Origin of the sequence: Anaeromusa sp., assembly GCF_028691475.1 — a bacterium.
In the GTDB taxonomy this organism is placed as follows: domain Bacteria; phylum Bacillota; class Negativicutes; order Anaeromusales; family Anaeromusaceae; genus Anaeromusa.
Window position 1 is genome coordinate 1 of sequence record NZ_JAQUZF010000069.1, and the last position, 14,056, is coordinate 14,056.

The 14,056-nt window shown below is 46.7% G+C and carries 17 protein-coding genes and 1 riboswitch; of the genes, 15 read left to right on the top strand and 2 right to left on the bottom strand.

Annotated features, from left to right (window positions below; translation table 11 throughout):
• Nucleotides 1–63: 63 nt before the first annotated feature.
• The 8 genes from PHF27_RS09570 (at nucleotide 64) to PHF27_RS09605 (ending at nucleotide 5,494) form a co-directional block, all read left to right on the top strand.
• Nucleotides 64–900, top strand: coding sequence for an MBL fold metallo-hydrolase (locus PHF27_RS09570; protein ID WP_300069081.1), 837 nt, complete (start codon nucleotides 64–66; stop codon nucleotides 898–900).
• Nucleotides 901–1,059: 159 nt separating this feature from the next.
• Nucleotides 1,060–1,497 (top strand): DUF134 domain-containing protein, encoded by a 438-nt coding sequence (locus tag PHF27_RS09575; protein ID WP_300069083.1) that lies wholly within the window; start codon nucleotides 1,060–1,062, stop codon nucleotides 1,495–1,497.
• Nucleotides 1,498–1,611: 114 nt separating this feature from the next.
• Entirely contained in the window at nucleotides 1,612–1,974 is a 363-nt protein-coding gene (locus PHF27_RS09580; RefSeq protein WP_300069086.1) for a NifB/NifX family molybdenum-iron cluster-binding protein, read from the top strand.
• Between the two features lie 48 nt (nucleotides 1,975–2,022).
• Nucleotides 2,023–2,388 (top strand): NifB/NifX family molybdenum-iron cluster-binding protein, encoded by a 366-nt coding sequence (locus PHF27_RS09585; RefSeq protein ID WP_300069089.1) that lies wholly within the window; start codon nucleotides 2,023–2,025, stop codon nucleotides 2,386–2,388.
• 15 nt (nucleotides 2,389–2,403) lie between these two features.
• Entirely contained in the window at nucleotides 2,404–3,288 is an 885-nt protein-coding gene (locus PHF27_RS09590; RefSeq protein WP_300069091.1) for a hypothetical protein, read from the top strand.
• A gap of 72 nt (nucleotides 3,289–3,360) precedes the next feature.
• Nucleotides 3,361–4,323 carry an ABC transporter ATP-binding protein gene (locus PHF27_RS09595; protein ID WP_300069094.1) on the top strand — a complete coding sequence of 321 codons (963 nt, stop codon included), beginning with the start codon at nucleotides 3,361–3,363 and terminating at the stop codon, nucleotides 4,321–4,323.
• The gene (locus PHF27_RS09600) at nucleotides 4,320–5,054 is read left to right on the top strand and encodes an ABC transporter permease (protein WP_300069097.1); all 735 of its coding nucleotides are present in this window, start codon (nucleotides 4,320–4,322) and stop codon (nucleotides 5,052–5,054) included. Before PHF27_RS09595 ends, PHF27_RS09600 begins: the two co-directional genes overlap by 4 nt.
• 50 nt (nucleotides 5,055–5,104) lie before the next feature.
• Complete coding sequence (locus PHF27_RS09605; protein ID WP_300069100.1) at nucleotides 5,105–5,494, top strand: iron-sulfur cluster assembly scaffold protein; 390 nt, start codon at nucleotides 5,105–5,107, stop codon at nucleotides 5,492–5,494.
• 65 nt (nucleotides 5,495–5,559) lie between these two features.
• On the opposite strand, the gene PHF27_RS09610 is transcribed toward PHF27_RS09605, so the two are convergent.
• The gene (locus tag PHF27_RS09610) at nucleotides 5,560–5,934 is read right to left on the bottom strand and encodes a hypothetical protein (RefSeq protein WP_300069103.1); all 375 of its coding nucleotides are present in this window, start codon (nucleotides 5,932–5,934) and stop codon (nucleotides 5,560–5,562) included.
• 86 nt (nucleotides 5,935–6,020) lie between these two features.
• On the opposite strand from PHF27_RS09610, the gene PHF27_RS09615 reads away from it, so the two are divergent.
• The 6 genes from PHF27_RS09615 to PHF27_RS09640 all read left to right on the top strand — a co-directional run bounded on the left by PHF27_RS09615 (nucleotide 6,021) and on the right by PHF27_RS09640 (nucleotide 11,299).
• Nucleotides 6,021–6,275 (top strand): TIGR03905 family TSCPD domain-containing protein, encoded by a 255-nt coding sequence (locus tag PHF27_RS09615; RefSeq protein ID WP_300069106.1) that lies wholly within the window; start codon nucleotides 6,021–6,023, stop codon nucleotides 6,273–6,275.
• A 262-nt stretch (nucleotides 6,276–6,537) separates the two neighbouring features.
• Nucleotides 6,538–7,398, top strand: a complete 861-nt coding sequence (locus tag PHF27_RS09620; protein WP_300069109.1) for a 4Fe-4S binding protein — start codon at nucleotides 6,538–6,540, stop codon at nucleotides 7,396–7,398.
• A complete protein-coding gene (locus PHF27_RS09625; protein ID WP_300069112.1) occupies nucleotides 7,395–8,252 on the top strand; it encodes an ATP-binding protein in 858 nt (285 codons plus the stop codon). Before PHF27_RS09620 ends, PHF27_RS09625 begins: the two co-directional genes overlap by 4 nt.
• A gap of 59 nt (nucleotides 8,253–8,311) precedes the next feature.
• Entirely contained in the window at nucleotides 8,312–9,091 is a 780-nt protein-coding gene (locus PHF27_RS09630) for an Mrp/NBP35 family ATP-binding protein (protein ID WP_300069114.1), read from the top strand.
• A 28-nt stretch (nucleotides 9,092–9,119) separates the two neighbouring features.
• The gene (locus tag PHF27_RS09635; protein WP_300069117.1) at nucleotides 9,120–9,713 is read left to right on the top strand and encodes a DUF1847 domain-containing protein; all 594 of its coding nucleotides are present in this window, start codon (nucleotides 9,120–9,122) and stop codon (nucleotides 9,711–9,713) included.
• A 251-nt stretch (nucleotides 9,714–9,964) separates the two neighbouring features.
• Nucleotides 9,965–11,299, top strand: coding sequence for a TIGR00341 family protein (locus tag PHF27_RS09640; protein WP_300069120.1), 1,335 nt, complete (start codon nucleotides 9,965–9,967; stop codon nucleotides 11,297–11,299).
• A gap of 66 nt (nucleotides 11,300–11,365) precedes the next feature.
• On the opposite strand, the gene PHF27_RS09645 is transcribed toward PHF27_RS09640, so the two are convergent.
• Nucleotides 11,366–12,130 carry a dihydrodipicolinate reductase C-terminal domain-containing protein gene (locus tag PHF27_RS09645; RefSeq protein ID WP_300069122.1) on the bottom strand — a complete coding sequence of 255 codons (765 nt, stop codon included), beginning with the start codon at nucleotides 12,128–12,130 and terminating at the stop codon, nucleotides 11,366–11,368.
• A 3-nt stretch (nucleotides 12,131–12,133) separates the two neighbouring features.
• Nucleotides 12,134–12,268, bottom strand: a riboswitch (cyclic di-AMP (ydaO/yuaA leader).
• A gap of 228 nt (nucleotides 12,269–12,496) precedes the next feature.
• On the opposite strand from PHF27_RS09645, the gene PHF27_RS09650 reads away from it, so the two are divergent.
• Nucleotides 12,497–13,942, top strand: coding sequence for a ClC family H(+)/Cl(-) exchange transporter (locus tag PHF27_RS09650; protein ID WP_300069125.1), 1,446 nt, complete (start codon nucleotides 12,497–12,499; stop codon nucleotides 13,940–13,942).
• Nucleotides 13,943–14,056 lie beyond the last annotated feature (114 nt).

A 14,056-nucleotide genomic window follows, 5' to 3' on the forward strand; every position in this document is an offset into this window, starting at 1 on the left:
GTTGATTTTTAGTCAATTTGTCGGATGATAAGTAAAACGAAGTAAACAAGGAGGTCATGTGTAATGAAATTAACTGTTGTTGTGGATAATATGGTGTCCCATTCTATGCCGCGTCCGTTGCGGGCGGAGCATGGTTATGCGCTGCTTATAGAGATTGGAGGCAAAAAAATATTGTTGGATGCAGGACAGTCTGACGTGGCAGTGCATAATTTGAGCTTGCTGGGAGTGCATCCTGATGAATTGGATGCCATTGCTATTAGTCATGGGCATTACGACCATGCCAGCGGATTAATACATGTTTTGAAGCATCGTACTAAGCCTGTGCCGGTGTATGGACATTCTGCGATCTTTACGGAACGATACTCAGTGGCAGGAGGAAAGCGGCGGTATATCGGCATTTCTAATTCGCAGGAGGAATTAGAAACCGTTGGGGCTCAATTTTGCTTGTCTGAGAAGCCTCAGGAGATTATTGACGGATTAGTATTCAGCGGTACGGTGACTAAGACCACAGAGTATGAAGAAGGCGATAAGAAACTGGTCTTGTTGAGAGAAAACGGTGAAGAGGTTCAAGATGAACTGGTGGACGATACGTCGTTATATTATAAACATCCAGAGGGGTTAGTGGTGTTAAGCGGCTGCGCTCATTCTGGGTTTGTAAATACAGTGGAACATGGCTTCAAGGTGCTTGGCGTTAATAAGCTGATTGGCTGGGTAGGAGGTACGCATTTAGGCCCTGTATCCAAAATTCAGCAAGAAAAGACGTTGGCTCAAATTGAAGCGTATAAGCCGCAATTTATAGCGGCTAGTCATTGTACAGGCTTTGTCATGATGGGAGAGCTGGAACGTCGATTGGGTGAGGTGTTTATTAGCGGTATGGTAGGGAAAGTAATTCAAGCATGAAAAACGGAATAGCTTAAAATGGAAAGTGGCAGCTGCAAATTTTGTGGCTGCCACTTTTGGCGGTTCTAGATTCGTGTTGGAAGTCATTTCCTATATTGACGGATGAAAAATAAAACAGTATGCTGAAAAAGAAATCATATGCGGAAAAGAGGAGCCTAGATGCCAAGACCGACAAAAGAACGCGCAGTTGGGATGATGCCGCCTTGGGCGCGGTTCAAACCGGCAGGGATACCGATAGATGAATTGGAAGATGAAATCATTACTGTGGAAGAGATGGAAGCCTTGCGGCTGGCTGATTTGGACGGGCTGGATCAGGACCAGGCCTCGCAATGCATGGATATCTCGAAACCGACTTTCTGCCGGGTGCTCATGCAGGCGCGGCAAAAGGTGGCTCGCGCTCTTTGGCAGGCGAAATGCTTGCAAGTGGAAGGTGGAAATTTTCGTTTGGAAAAAGGATGTTCACGCGGACGGAGTTTGTGGAAATGCGCTTCTTGCGGGAATCAATGGATAGGCCGCTGCGCACGAGGGCGCTGCGGCGGCGAGAACCGTTGTCCTGTATGCGGAGGCGAGGAAATAAGCTTAGATACAAAGGCTTGACTGTGCAGCATGCTTGCGATACAATCATCATAGTGAAACAGTTTTCAAAAAGGCATTTTCGAATGTCTTTTTTTGAAAATGATTTTGAAATATGTTTTGGAAAGGGGAACGGATATGAAAGTATTGGTTACCGCTCAAAGTGAGCAACCGCGTCAAGCAATGGAGTTGCGCTTTGGCAGGGCGCCGTTTTTCTGTGTGTATGATACAGAAAGCGGTAAATGGGAAAGTGTAAATAACACCATTAATATGAATGCAGCTCAAGGAGCTGGGATTCAAGCGGCGCAAGCCGTCGAACGTTTGGGGGCCAAAGTGGTTATTACAGGCCACGTCGGTCCAAAAGCATTTCGGGTATTGGAAGCCAATCAGGCGGAAGTGTATTTGGCTCAAGAAGGGTTAACTGTAGAAGCCGCCATGGAAGCCTGGAAAGCTGGCAAACTGCAGCGTCAGTTGCAGGCGGATGTAGAAGGTCATTGGTAATTCTATTGCGAAAAATAATAACGGTATAATTTGGAGGAGGAAATTTTAATGGAAAAGTATGGAGTACCAACTTATCAGGGAATGTTATGTGCGCATTTTGGTCATTGCGAGCAGTTTGCTATTGTAGCCGTAGAGAATGGCCAGGTACGGGGGATGGAAATGCTGACGCCGCCGCCGCATGAACCGGGCGTTATTCCTAACTGGCTGGCGCAGCAGGGCGTGCATAAAGTGATTGCAGGCGGTATGGGGGCTAGAGCTCAGATGATTTTCGCTACCCATGGTATTGAAGTAGTCTGCGGCGCTTCGGCGCAAGATCCGCAAGAACTGGTTCGTTTGTATTTGGCCGGACAGCTGGTACAAGGGGATAATCCTTGCTCTCATGAAGAGGGACAGCCCTGCACTGGTCATAAGTAAAAAAGAGGTGTAGCTTTGAGCGAAGAAGTTAAGAAAGATTCGCCCGAAGAGCTTTGGCAAGATTGTCTGCTTTGGGCCCGGGAAAAAGACAATGATTTTAAAGAACGTTGCCGCGTTGCGGGCGTGAATTCGGAAAAGCTGCCTCTAAAAGAGTTAGCGGCTTTGCCTTTGCAGCCTAAACCCGAACCCTCTGCGTCTCCTTTTGCGCGTTTGACGCTGCCTTTAAGCGGTGTTGCACGGTTAATGAATTCAACTCCGTATTTGGTAGAGGAAGTGGACGATTGGGCGCAGAAAAGCGCTTTTTGGCTTCGCTCCTGCGGTATGACGCTAGCCTCTATTTTATTAGTGGCTGATGGACTGGATGGCGAAGGTCCTGCATGGGGTGTATTAGAAGGCGCTAAAACTATGCAGACTACTGTTGTTTCCTTAAGTGCGCGTCCGTGGGAAACCGTCAGCGAATGTGGCGCTAGCGCCTGTGCGTTGTCGGCGCCTCTGTTGGATGCGTGGATGAATAGTGGCGAAGGTTTGGGAACTTGTCGGACGTTCTTTTGTTTGACTGCGGGAGTGTCCGAAGAACAACGACAAGCTTGGCAAAAGTACTTAGGCTATCCTGTGTATCTTCAGTGGGGCTTGCCGGGACTGCAGGCGTCTCTTGTCGCCTGGGAGTGCCCGCAAGGGGGCGGGTTCCACTTGCCTATTGATTCCTTCTGGCCGGAACTCATTGATCCGCAGACGCAAGAGTTGACGGCGCCTGGTGAGGCAGGCGAGCTAGTGCTGACCGCGCTGAGGCGGCGGAGTTCTCCGGCGATTCGCATGCGAACTGGCTGGGCAGGGCGGTTTGCAGAAAAATCTTGCCGTTGCGGTAGTCCGTATCCTAAATTTATACCGGAAGAATTCTAAAAATGAGCGTTAGAGCGAGAGCTCTGGCGCTTTTGTCCTGTTTTGGCGTTATGGTTTCAGGAGGTGTAAGTGATGGCCTTGCTGGAAGTGAAGAATTTGCGGAAAAAGTACGGAGATTTTGCAGCAGTAGATGGAATCGATTTTTCTGTAGAAGCAGGCGAAATATTCGGCCTTTTAGGACCTAATGGAGCCGGAAAAACAACGACAATCAATATGTTGATAGGGCTGGCAAGGGTGACAGCCGGAGAGATTCGTTTAGGCGACGTAGATTGTGTTGCCAGGGTAAAAGATGCACAGCGCCGTATCGGCGTGGTAGCGGATGAAAGTAATTTATATGATGAAATGAATGGCTTTGATAATTTGATTTTTTGCGGATCTTTGTATGGAATGGAGAAAAGAAGAAGAGAGCGTCGAGCACGAGAATTGCTGGAAGTGTTCGGATTGTCAGAAGCGGGGAATAAACCCTTCAAGGCATATTCAAAAGGTATGAAACGGAAACTGACTATTGCTGCGGGATTGCTTCATGAGCCGGAAATATTATTTTTGGACGAGCCTACAACAGGACTTGATGTAGAAAGTGTTCGGCAAATACGTACCCTTATATGGGAACTCAACCGTACGGGAGTGACAGTATTTCTAACTACGCATCACATTGAAGAAGCGGAAAAGTTATGCCACCGTGTTGCGTTTATAGTTAAAGGGAAATTGGTGCGCATGGGAATGGTAGAAGCCTTATTGCAAGAAGGGCAAGGGCAGCATGTACTTGAGTTTCGAGTGGAAGGAAAGGCTCCTTCTTTACAGCAAGAACTAACCCAAATGTTACCTGTACAAGTAGATATGCCGGATGAGAAAACAGTACGAGTGCTGACTAGCGAAAGAGTCGAACTTATGCCGTTTATGAGCTTTTTTTCAAAGCGCGGCGTTATGGTGTACGAGGCGAAATGGATTAAGCCTTCTTTAGAGGATGTATTTGTAAATATTACAGGCATTGGGTTGGCACAGATGCGCAAGGAAAAGGAAGGTGCGCAGCGATGAGGGAAAGTATTGCTTTTTGGGCCATCCTTTGTAAAGATATGAAAACATATTATTTAAAGCCGCCTAATATTAGTTGGGGCTTGTTGTTTCCTATATCGTGGACATTGATGTTTTTTATCCGTACACAAAGTGCTATTGACATTAAAGAGCTTTTGCCTGGTGTGATGGGTTTGTCTATTTTATTCGGCGCCACTTCCATGTTGGCGGTTACTATTACGTTTGAACGGAAAAGCAGATCCTTTGAGCGGCTTTTGCTGGCCCCCATTAGCTTAAATATATTAATGCTGGCTAAAACGAGCGGCGCAATTTTATTTGGGATTGTGAATGCGTTGGTGCCGGTATTTTTTGCTTCTTTTTTGATCGACTTATCCGGTGTAGATTGGGTTGTTCTATTTCTAGCAATAGTTCTTATTGCGGCGACTTCCACATTTTTAGGTCTTTATATTGCGGTTTCCGCCAGTGAAGTATTTGAAGCGCAAACTTTTTCCAATTTCTTTCGCTTTCCGATGATGTTTTTGTGCGGGCTTTTTATTCCTGTAGAGAATCTTCCGGCTTGGCTGCAACCGGTATCGTATTGCTTGCCTTTGACATATGGAGCAGACATGCTGCGCGGGGCTATAAATGGTACGACTATGTTTTCTATAATGGATGAATTTCTAATATTGTGTGTGTTTTCAATGGGCTTGTTTTGGTATAGTACTCAAAATATTAAAAAGAAGTGGATTCAATAAGAAGTGAGATTCTGCGGTGCGAAAGCAAGTGATTAGTAAAGAGGTGTGCTATGTATTCTGAAATGGTAATGGAGCATTTTACAGAACCGAAAAATGTGGGGCTGATGAAGGATGCGGACAGTATTGGTGTAATGGGAGACGGCGATTGCGGGGATCAGTGCGTTATTTTTATTAAAGTTGACGAAGGACGGATTAAACGCTGCAGTTTTCTTGTGTTTGGTTGTGCGCCGGCTATTGCTTCTGGCAGTATGACAACCGTTTTGGCGCAAGGGAAAACCTTGGATGAAGCCCTTGCTATTAGCGAAGAGGATATTTTGCAGGCTTTAGGGGGCTTGCCGGAAGTTAAAAAACATTGTTCCAACTTGGGAGCTGCGGCATTGCATGCTGCAGTGGAAGAATATTTAGGAAAAACATCATCTGCTGCTGATGATGTGGTATGAATGTCAGGCATAGAAAAGAGCTGCGGACATTCTGCGTTTTCAGATGTCTGCAGCTCTATGAAGTTTTAATGAAGATCAAGGGCGTTAGAATGGTTTAATAATGGAAGAGTATTGTTTAAGGCTGCATGCACGCAGTCTATGATAGAGCCTTTTTCGTAAGTGTAAATTTTGATGTTTGCTCTGGCTAAAGAACGGAAGGACTGTAAACCAATATAACCAGTGACAATACATGAAGGTTGCCAGTCTAAAATTTTTTTAACAGTTTCCTGCTCTTTACTATTGGGCTGATCCGTCGTTAGTGAAATGAATAGCCACTTTTCCGGCTGCTTCCAGTATGCGGCTAAAAAAGAAGCGCCGCGAAAGCGAGGGTCTAAAGCTGCTTCAGGATGCAAGCCACGGCTGGTTAAAACGATATCAGGGCGAGTGTTGCACGGGTTCATATTAATTCCTCCTTGATAATTATTGACAAATGAAATTTGTTTCATTAAGCTGAGAAGGACAAAGTACACTTAATGAGGTGATTCGTATGAAGTATAAGACAGTCGGGTCTTGTGCAAAGGAAATTTCTTTTGAAATTTATGAGGGGAAATTGAGTCAGGTTTCTTTTAAAGGAGGATGTCCCGGGAACTTACGGGCTATTGGTATTTTGGTGGAAGGAATGGACGTACAAGAATTTATTGATAAATTCAGAGGCAATCTATGTCGCAATGGTACTTCTTGTACAGATCAATTAGCGCAAGCATTAGAGGAATGGCAAAAAAGACAAGAACACACTGCGTAACTTGAACAAGAAGAGCCTGCGTGAACGATGGATTTGCGCAGGCTTTTGAATTACTTTCGCTTGAATCCGTATAAGATGAGGCTGATTGAAAACTGAAAAGAAATATGTTTCAAATTGAGCATAAGATACATATTGGGAATTGTCAAGAAAAAAGAAACTTATTTCGTAATTGACGAAAAAATCTTCAAGTGGTAGGATAGATTTATACAAAAGAAACATATTTCTTAATGAACTTTTAGAAAACTTTAAAAGGAGTGAACTTATGCGTATTAGCATTGCCAGCGGCAAAGGCGGTACTGGAAAGACTACTCTGACGACATTGATGATGCAGAAAGCGCCAACCGATAGTATTATTTGGGTTGATTGTGATGTAGAAGCGCCTGATGGCGATGTTTTTGGCGAGGTAGAGTGGCGTCAGGAACAAGTAGTGACGAGGCAAGTTCCTGAATTGTTCGGCGAGTGTATTGGATGTGGTACTTGTGCGGATCTATGTCGTTTTCAAGCCCTGGCTATGGCTGGGGGAAAACCAATGGTATTTCCGGAATTATGCCATTCTTGCGGTGTTTGTGTCCGACATTGTCCGGCGCAGGTATTGCGGGAGCGGCCAGAAGAAGTGGGGCAGGTGCGCTGTGGTGTTTGGCGAAAAGACGGGCAGGAACATGTATATATTCAAGGACTGCTCAAAATTGGCAGCGTAGCAAGCACGGTCGTAATTGATGCGGCTAAAAAAGCGGCAGCTGCAGGAAAGCCGGAGTTGACCCTTGTTGATTGTCCTCCTGGAACTACCTGTTCCATGGTAGCGGCTGTCAAAGGGAGCGATTGCTGCATTTTGGTTACGGAACCAAGCTTGTTTGGCATTCATGATTTGAGAGGCGCTCTTTCTGTCGCAGCCAGGATTGGCATTCCGGCGGGAGTTGTGCTCAATAAAAGCGATGGAAGTCATCTGGAAAAAGAAGTAGAAAAACTATGCCAGACTATGAACGTGCCGCTCCTTTTGCGGATTCCTTATTCTAGGGAATTTGCCCAAAAATATGCTGCTGGGAATATCGATACGCAGATTTCGGTGGATTGGCCGAATTTTTGGCTGCAAGTGAGAGCGTTGGCCAAGGGGGATAAAGTATGAAAGAAATTGTTGTGCTAAGCGGCAAAGGCGGCAGTGGCAAAACTTCGGTGAGTGCTGCGTTGGCGCGCATTTTAGAAAAAAAGGTTTTGGTGGATTGCGATGTTGATGCCGCTAATTTTTATCTGACGCTGAACGCGAAAGAAATTGAAAGGCAACCTTTTTTTGCGGGGCTGGAAGCGTTTGTCGATCAAGCTCTTTGTACGAGCTGCGGGAAATGTGAAGAAGTGTGTCGTTTTGGTGCTATTACTAGCGCCGGAGTAGTGGACGAGCTTGCTTGTGAAGGCTGCGGCGCCTGTGCATTGGTATGTCCGCAAAAAGCGGTGGATATGAGGGAACGGCAGGCAGGCTGTTGGCTGGTGTCGGAAAGTCCCTTTGGGACTTTGGTACATGCGGAATTGGGCATTGCAATTGAAAATTCGGGGAAGTTAGTTTCTCAGGTGCGTCGGGAGGCTAAAGAACGGGCTCTGCTGCAGGGGGCGGAATGGCTTTTGGTCGACGGTCCTCCCGGTGTAGGCTGTCCTACGATTGCTTCTTTAACCGGGGCTGATGCTGTGCTGTTGGTATTAGAACCGACAGGAAGCGGCTTGGCTGATGCGAAACGCTTAGTGGCGCTGGCAAAACACTTTGAAGTTCCGGTGCTGGCATGTATTAATAAGGCGACCTTGCATGAGGGGCAAACAGCCATTGCTAGAAAATGGATTGCGGATTCGGGGCTTGTGCCGGTAGGCGAACTTCCTTATCATGAAGCCTTTCGCAAGGCGTCTTCCGAAGGCTGCAGCATTTGGGAAAGCGGCGGCAAAGAGCTGCAGACAGCAATCCAACTATTATGGCAGAACGTGCAAAAAGCGTTATAGCAGCAAGCACGGCTTGTGATAAAGAAAAATATTATAGAAAAATTGAAGGAGTAGGAACTATGAGTGAAATGACGAAGATCGAGAAAAATCTTGCAGGCATTAAACGCCGCTGGCTGGTTATGAGCGGTAAAGGAGGCGTGGGTAAAAGCACGGTAACCGCGCAGTTAGCAGTCCGTCTGGCGGCTAAAGGCTGGAAAGTGGGCGTGTTGGACGCGGACTTGCACGGACCGAGCCAAAGCGGCATTTTTGGCATGCGGGGGCAGCAGCATACAGCTGTAGGGGATAGAATTCAGCCCTTTACTCATGGGTCGAATGTAAAAGTCGTTACGATGCAGGGGCTGCTCAACACACCTGACGAAGCATTAATTTGGCGCGGGCCTTTGAAGATTGGTCTGATACAGCAATTGCTTGGCGATACCGATTGGGGAAACCTGGACGTTCTCTTGATGGACAGCCCTCCTGGTACCGGTGATGAGCCTTTAACCTTGGTTCAAGATGTGCCGCAATGTGAAGGAATCGTCGTGACAACCCCGCAAGAGGTTTCATTGGCGGATGTGCGAAAATCGCTGAATTTTGCGGCGGCTGTTAAGCTGCCTTTGCGGGGCTTGATTGAAAATATGAGCGGTTTTATTTGCCCTGATTGTGGACATTGTCATTATCCGTTCGGTCAAGGAGGCGGAGAAAAGCTGGCGGCTGAAAAGAATATTCCTTTTTTAGGCGCCTTGCCATTAGATCCGTTGGTTATGTTGGGAGGCGATCAAGGTCTTCCGGATCAGGCCGGTTCTCCAGCTTGTGAAGAAGCATGGGAGCAAGTTATTGCTAAATTGATGCAAGAGTAAAGACCTTTTGAAAGAAGTGTGAAGGTTTATGAAATGTGCACAATGCGGACATAAAAATTGCTATAAAATCGGACAAAACTGTTTAGGCTGGTCGGTAGAGGACGTGAAAGAACAGTACCACGGAAGAGATTTGGAAATGATGCAGGCTGCAGCCTGCACGGAAGGCCGCTATTATCTGAAGCTGACCCGTCTGGAAGAAAGTGTAGAATTTGCCAAACTCTTAGGAACTAAGAAAATTGGGTTGGCCTTTTGTATCGGTTTAGCTGAAGAAGCTAAGCTGATCGAGGCGTATTTTGCCAAGTTTTTTGAAGTTCATTCGGTTTGCTGCAAGGTTTGCGCTGTCGAGAAAAACCATCTGGGATTGGAGCCGATAAAAGACGGTGCTAAAGAGGTTATGTGTAATCCGAAGGTGCAGGCTGCGGTATTGAATAAAGAGAAAACAGAATTGAACTTTACAGTAGGCCTCTGCGTAGGACATGATATGCTGTTTACTTCTGCTTCCGCAGCGCCTGTATCATGCTTAGTGGCTAAGGATCGCGTTATGGCCCATAATCCCTTGGGCGCTATTTATTCAAGGTATTGGCGCAGGAAGCTGGGCATACTGCCGGAGGGTCAGGTGTAAATTAAACTATAAGCTTTTGTTTTTTGAAGAGTCGTGTGGACGGAGGTCTGTACGGCTTTTCTTTCTAGGGGTGTAGAACGAATGCTCGCAATTAACTGGTAATCCCAACTCGAATTAATCTGATTTTTTATAGTGCTTAGAAAATGTTTCATTAGAGTTTTGTCGAATTAAAAGTAAGGAATCATAATTCAAATTTTACTAAACGTGAATGCACTTGCTGAGTTACTTTAACAAAAAGGAGTGAACTGGCTATGGCTGCGTGGCCGAATCAAGAAGAAAGAACCGCTATTTTTAATAACGTTTTCACTGATGCAAGCATGAGTCGCTACTATTTGATCATGGTCGTACTTTCTTGTACGGTAGCAACATACGGGCTATTGTCGAACAGTACGGCTGTCGTAATTGGGGCGATGCTGATTGCGCCGTTGATGGGTCCAATTTTAGGGTGCGCGCTGGCGGTGGCTGCAAACAGCCGGTCGCTGCTTTTATTGGCGTTGAAAGCGGAGGCTCTTGGCGGGGTGGCGGCGGTTCTATTGGCGATGGTGTTGACCCTTCTGTTGCCGCGGGCGGAGTTGACTGGCGAGGTGATGGCGCGAACTACGCCTACTATTTTGGATTTGGTGATTGCGCTAGCCTCCGGCGCGGCGGGGACCTATGCGATTTGCATGAAGCCGCAAAGTGCGACCCTTCCGGGGGTGGCGATTGCTACGGCGCTGATGCCGCCATTATGTACCGTAGGCATTGGTTTGGCCCAGCAGAATATGAGCGTTGCTGGTGGCGCATTTCTGCTTTTTCTTGCTAATATGGTAGCTATCGTTGTTGCCGCTGTACTTGTCTTTGAATTAGCAGGTTTTGCGAACGGGCATGGACGTGAAAAGGAAGTGGGGGCTCAATCAGCGGTTCGACGTCTTTTCTATCCCGTGTTGCTGCTGGTGCTAATCTCTGTGCCGTTGGCCTTCATTATGTATAAGACATATGCTAAAGCGCATACGGAGCAGATCATTCAAACCTCTCTTGAAGAGTCGCTGGATATGATTGCGCCGCAGTCTACTTTGTTGTCTGCCACCTTTAACGAAGCGGACAGACGCTATGATGTCGAGGCGGCGTTTCGGACCACGAAGGTGATTAGCCCTGAAAATATACGGCAAATGGAGAATTTGCTGGAGCTGCGTCTGGGAAAAGCGGTGAAGGTAAGCGCTGATGTTGTATTGGTGCAAAAAGTGAACGATGAGAAAAATATTGATTCCTTTCAAGCACTGCTTCCTAAGATAAAAGAAAAAGAAATAGTGGAGGTTGTGCGCAGCGGGACGCCTGAAGAAATCATCGAACAGGCGTTAAGGGAAAAGCTGTCGTTGCTGCCTGCGGTGGAATTGGAGGATTATCGCTTCTCTTACCAGCGAGGAAGCAGCACCTATCAGATCGAAGCCTTTGTCGTGAGTGCGAAACCGCTGGAAGAAAGTGTACGTAAATCGCTGCAGGCGGTACTAGAGGAGCGTTTGAAACGAAGAGTAGAAGTCCAACTGCGTATAAAAGCGTCTTCTAAGTCGGCAGCAGATCTAGAAAAAGCTCCGCAGCAAGCGCCATAAGACGAAGAGAACCCGGACTCCCCTGATGGGATGCCGGGTTCTCTTTATTTGGTTGATTTCACACCCCTAATAAACTGGGATATTGTCGCGGAACATGTCAGCGATGATCCCTTCCATGGAATACAAACCAGGAGGCTGTTTTACCAGGAAGTTGGCTGCGAAAATAGCACCTTGCCCGAAGGAAGCGCGACTGATGCTTTCGTGGCTGAGGCGAATGGTTTGGTTCGGCATGCCAAAAATAATTTCATGTCGTCCTACTATGCCGCCTACGCGGATGGAGTTAACATGTTCGTCATCTAGCTGCAAGAGTTTGGCGATCTTTTTAGCAGTGCCTGAGGTTTCCGGCTTGTTTTTAAAGTGTTCTTCGACGACTTCAATATCGGCATGAGGTGCGATTTTTTGCAAAATTTGGGCTGCAATCAATAAAACGTTGATCCCCAGGGTGATATTAGGAGAGTAGAGAACTGGCGTTTTTGGGGATAAAGACTCTAATAAGTCAAGGTCTTCTTTTTCATACTGAGAGATAGCCGAGACAATAGGAATGCCTTCTTCGGCGGCGCGCTGATAGGCGTGAACGCCGCGTGAACCGGAAAAATCAACAAGAACATCGACAGGATGCTCGCGAAAAAAAGAAGGGCCTATGTCTTCAATAGAAATAATTTCACCAGTATCGCATTCCTGCCCTAATAAGCGGCTGGCATACTTATGGTGATCGGCGGTGCTTTTGCGCACCACCCAGGACAAGTCAAAGCGTTTGTCGTTTAAAAATTCGTTGGCCACCAGGCGGCCGGTTTTGCCAAAGCCCCAGAGTCCTACTTGGATTGGTTTCAATGAAAGTCCTCCTTTGTTACGCCGGCGAGGTTAGCTGACGGATTCGGGCGAAAAGAGATACGCCCTACCTGAATGTTCAGGATTCACCCCAAGAATGGGTCCCCCGCTTCCAATTTTGGAATTAGGCGCTTGCTATATGCATTACCCGACTTGCGGGAATACAGCGAAGAAAACAAAAAGAGCCCTTGGTGACAGGCTCCTCCTAAAAAACACATATTCTATTTGTACTTATAATAACACAACAATTGCTCCTTAGTCAAATTTATCAATAGAGAATTATTTTTGGAGCGGAATTAAAAAATAAACGGTAGCGGAAGAAGCGGCGTGGTACAATAAGAAAATAGAAAACTAGGAAGAGGTTAGGTTATGCGCAAGTATCGAGTGAGTAGCGCCTATGGAGCGCTGTTACAGTGGCGTAATTTTCGTTTTAAGCTGTTTACGGAGAGCGTTTTGGTTGGCGCGGTGGCAGGCGGAGTGGTAGTGTTTTTTCGATACGCCTTAGAAAACGCGGAAGTACTGAGGAATTTTTTATATCAGATGGCTATAAAAGACGCATCTTGGATTTCGATATGCGGCTGGATTGGCTTATCTCTCTTGATCGCAGGGATTCTTCATGCCTTAGTTGCTTGGGAGCCGATGGCGTCAGGTAGTGGTATTCCACAGGTGAAAGGAGTATTAGGCGGTGTTATGCGCATGCCGTGGCTGCGCGTACTGGTTGCTAAGCTTGCAGGCGGCGTGACGGCTATTGGCGCAGGGCTTTCTTTAGGCCGAGAGGGGCCGTCCATTCAGTTGGGCGCGGTGGTTGGACAAGGGATTAGCCGTCTATGGGGAAGAAGTCGCATGGAGGAGCGTTATTTGTTGACCAGCGGGGCTAGCGCTGGTTTGGCAGCGGCATTTAATGCGCCCCTGGCAGGGGTTGTATTTTCTTTAGAAGAGCTACATAAGAATTTCTCACCGGCGGTGCTTGTATCCGCGATTACGGCGTCATTGACAGCGACAGTGTTGTCGCAATATTTTTATGGTGAGAACCCTGTTTTTACATTTGCTGGAGTTCCAGTGTTTCCAGTGGCAAGCTTTGGGATTCTGCTGGTGCTAGGCGTGGGGATGGGTATTCTCGGCGCGGCATTTAATAAAGGGTTGCTGGTGGCGGGAAGTCTATTCGAAAAGCTGTTGCCGGTGTCCGTCTTTTCCAAAGCGTTGCTTCCCTTGGCTTTTGCCGGAGTATTTGCGCTGCTGTTGCCTGAGGTTTTGGGAGGCGGCAACGGTCTGGTAAATGAATTGACAGTAACGAATTTTGGATTCTTGTATTTGCTGTCTTTGTTGGCGGCTAAATTTTTCTTTACGCTTATTAGCTATGGTTCTGGTGTTCCAGGGGGCATCTTTTTGCCCATGCTGGTTATTGGAGCGCTAGGAGGAAGCTTATTTAGCTATGGGTTTGTTCAGTTTGGACTTCTTGATTCGTTTTATAGCGCCAATATAATAATTTTCTCTATGGCGGCATGTTTTGCAGCAGTTGTAAAATCTCCTATTACCGGAAGTATTTTGATTATGGAAATGTCTGGGGCTTTTCACCATATGCTGCCATTGGTTTTTGTGTCTATGATTGCGTATTTAACGGCGGATCTGCTGCGTGTACAGCCTATATATGAAGTTCTTTTAGAAAAAGCATTACTTAAGCAGGGTAAAAGAAAAGCCGAAAGCGTCCAAGCTTTGCGCAGTATTGTGGAAGTGCTTGTCTGTGTGAATTCAAAGCTGGCAGGCAAGCAGGTGAAACAAATTTCCTGGCCGTCTTCGTGCTTGTTATTTGAGTGATTTTCATATTCTAGAACCCGAGAAAAATCAACGGGTTTTTAGGCAATAAAAAGGACTTCACCCCCACAAATGCGAATCAGTAAGTGCAACCCTAACCTTACGCAAAGGACGGTG

Excerpts from the sequence above, each read along its gene's own strand:
- PHF27_RS09570 (WP_300069081.1), top strand. The coding sequence starts at position 64 with ATGAAATTAACTGTTGTTGTGGATAATATGGTGTCCCATTCTATGCCG.
- PHF27_RS09575 (WP_300069083.1), top strand. The coding sequence starts at position 1,060 with ATGCCAAGACCGACAAAAGAACGCGCAGTTGGGATGATGCCGCCTTGG.
- PHF27_RS09580 (WP_300069086.1), top strand. The coding sequence starts at position 1,612 with ATGAAAGTATTGGTTACCGCTCAAAGTGAGCAACCGCGTCAAGCAATG.
- PHF27_RS09585 (WP_300069089.1), top strand. The coding sequence starts at position 2,023 with ATGGAAAAGTATGGAGTACCAACTTATCAGGGAATGTTATGTGCGCAT.
- PHF27_RS09595 (WP_300069094.1), top strand. The coding sequence starts at position 3,361 with ATGGCCTTGCTGGAAGTGAAGAATTTGCGGAAAAAGTACGGAGATTTT.
- PHF27_RS09600 (WP_300069097.1), top strand. The coding sequence starts at position 4,320 with ATGAGGGAAAGTATTGCTTTTTGGGCCATCCTTTGTAAAGATATGAAA.
- PHF27_RS09605 (WP_300069100.1), top strand. The coding sequence starts at position 5,105 with ATGTATTCTGAAATGGTAATGGAGCATTTTACAGAACCGAAAAATGTG.
- PHF27_RS09610 (WP_300069103.1), bottom strand. The coding sequence starts at position 5,934 with ATGAACCCGTGCAACACTCGCCCTGATATCGTTTTAACCAGCCGTGGC.
- PHF27_RS09615 (WP_300069106.1), top strand. The coding sequence starts at position 6,021 with ATGAAGTATAAGACAGTCGGGTCTTGTGCAAAGGAAATTTCTTTTGAA.
- PHF27_RS09620 (WP_300069109.1), top strand. The coding sequence starts at position 6,538 with ATGCGTATTAGCATTGCCAGCGGCAAAGGCGGTACTGGAAAGACTACT.
- PHF27_RS09625 (WP_300069112.1), top strand. The coding sequence starts at position 7,395 with ATGAAAGAAATTGTTGTGCTAAGCGGCAAAGGCGGCAGTGGCAAAACT.
- PHF27_RS09630 (WP_300069114.1), top strand. The coding sequence starts at position 8,312 with ATGAGTGAAATGACGAAGATCGAGAAAAATCTTGCAGGCATTAAACGC.
- PHF27_RS09635 (WP_300069117.1), top strand. The coding sequence starts at position 9,120 with ATGAAATGTGCACAATGCGGACATAAAAATTGCTATAAAATCGGACAA.
- PHF27_RS09640 (WP_300069120.1), top strand. The coding sequence starts at position 9,965 with ATGGCTGCGTGGCCGAATCAAGAAGAAAGAACCGCTATTTTTAATAAC.
- PHF27_RS09650 (WP_300069125.1), top strand. The coding sequence starts at position 12,497 with ATGCGCAAGTATCGAGTGAGTAGCGCCTATGGAGCGCTGTTACAGTGG.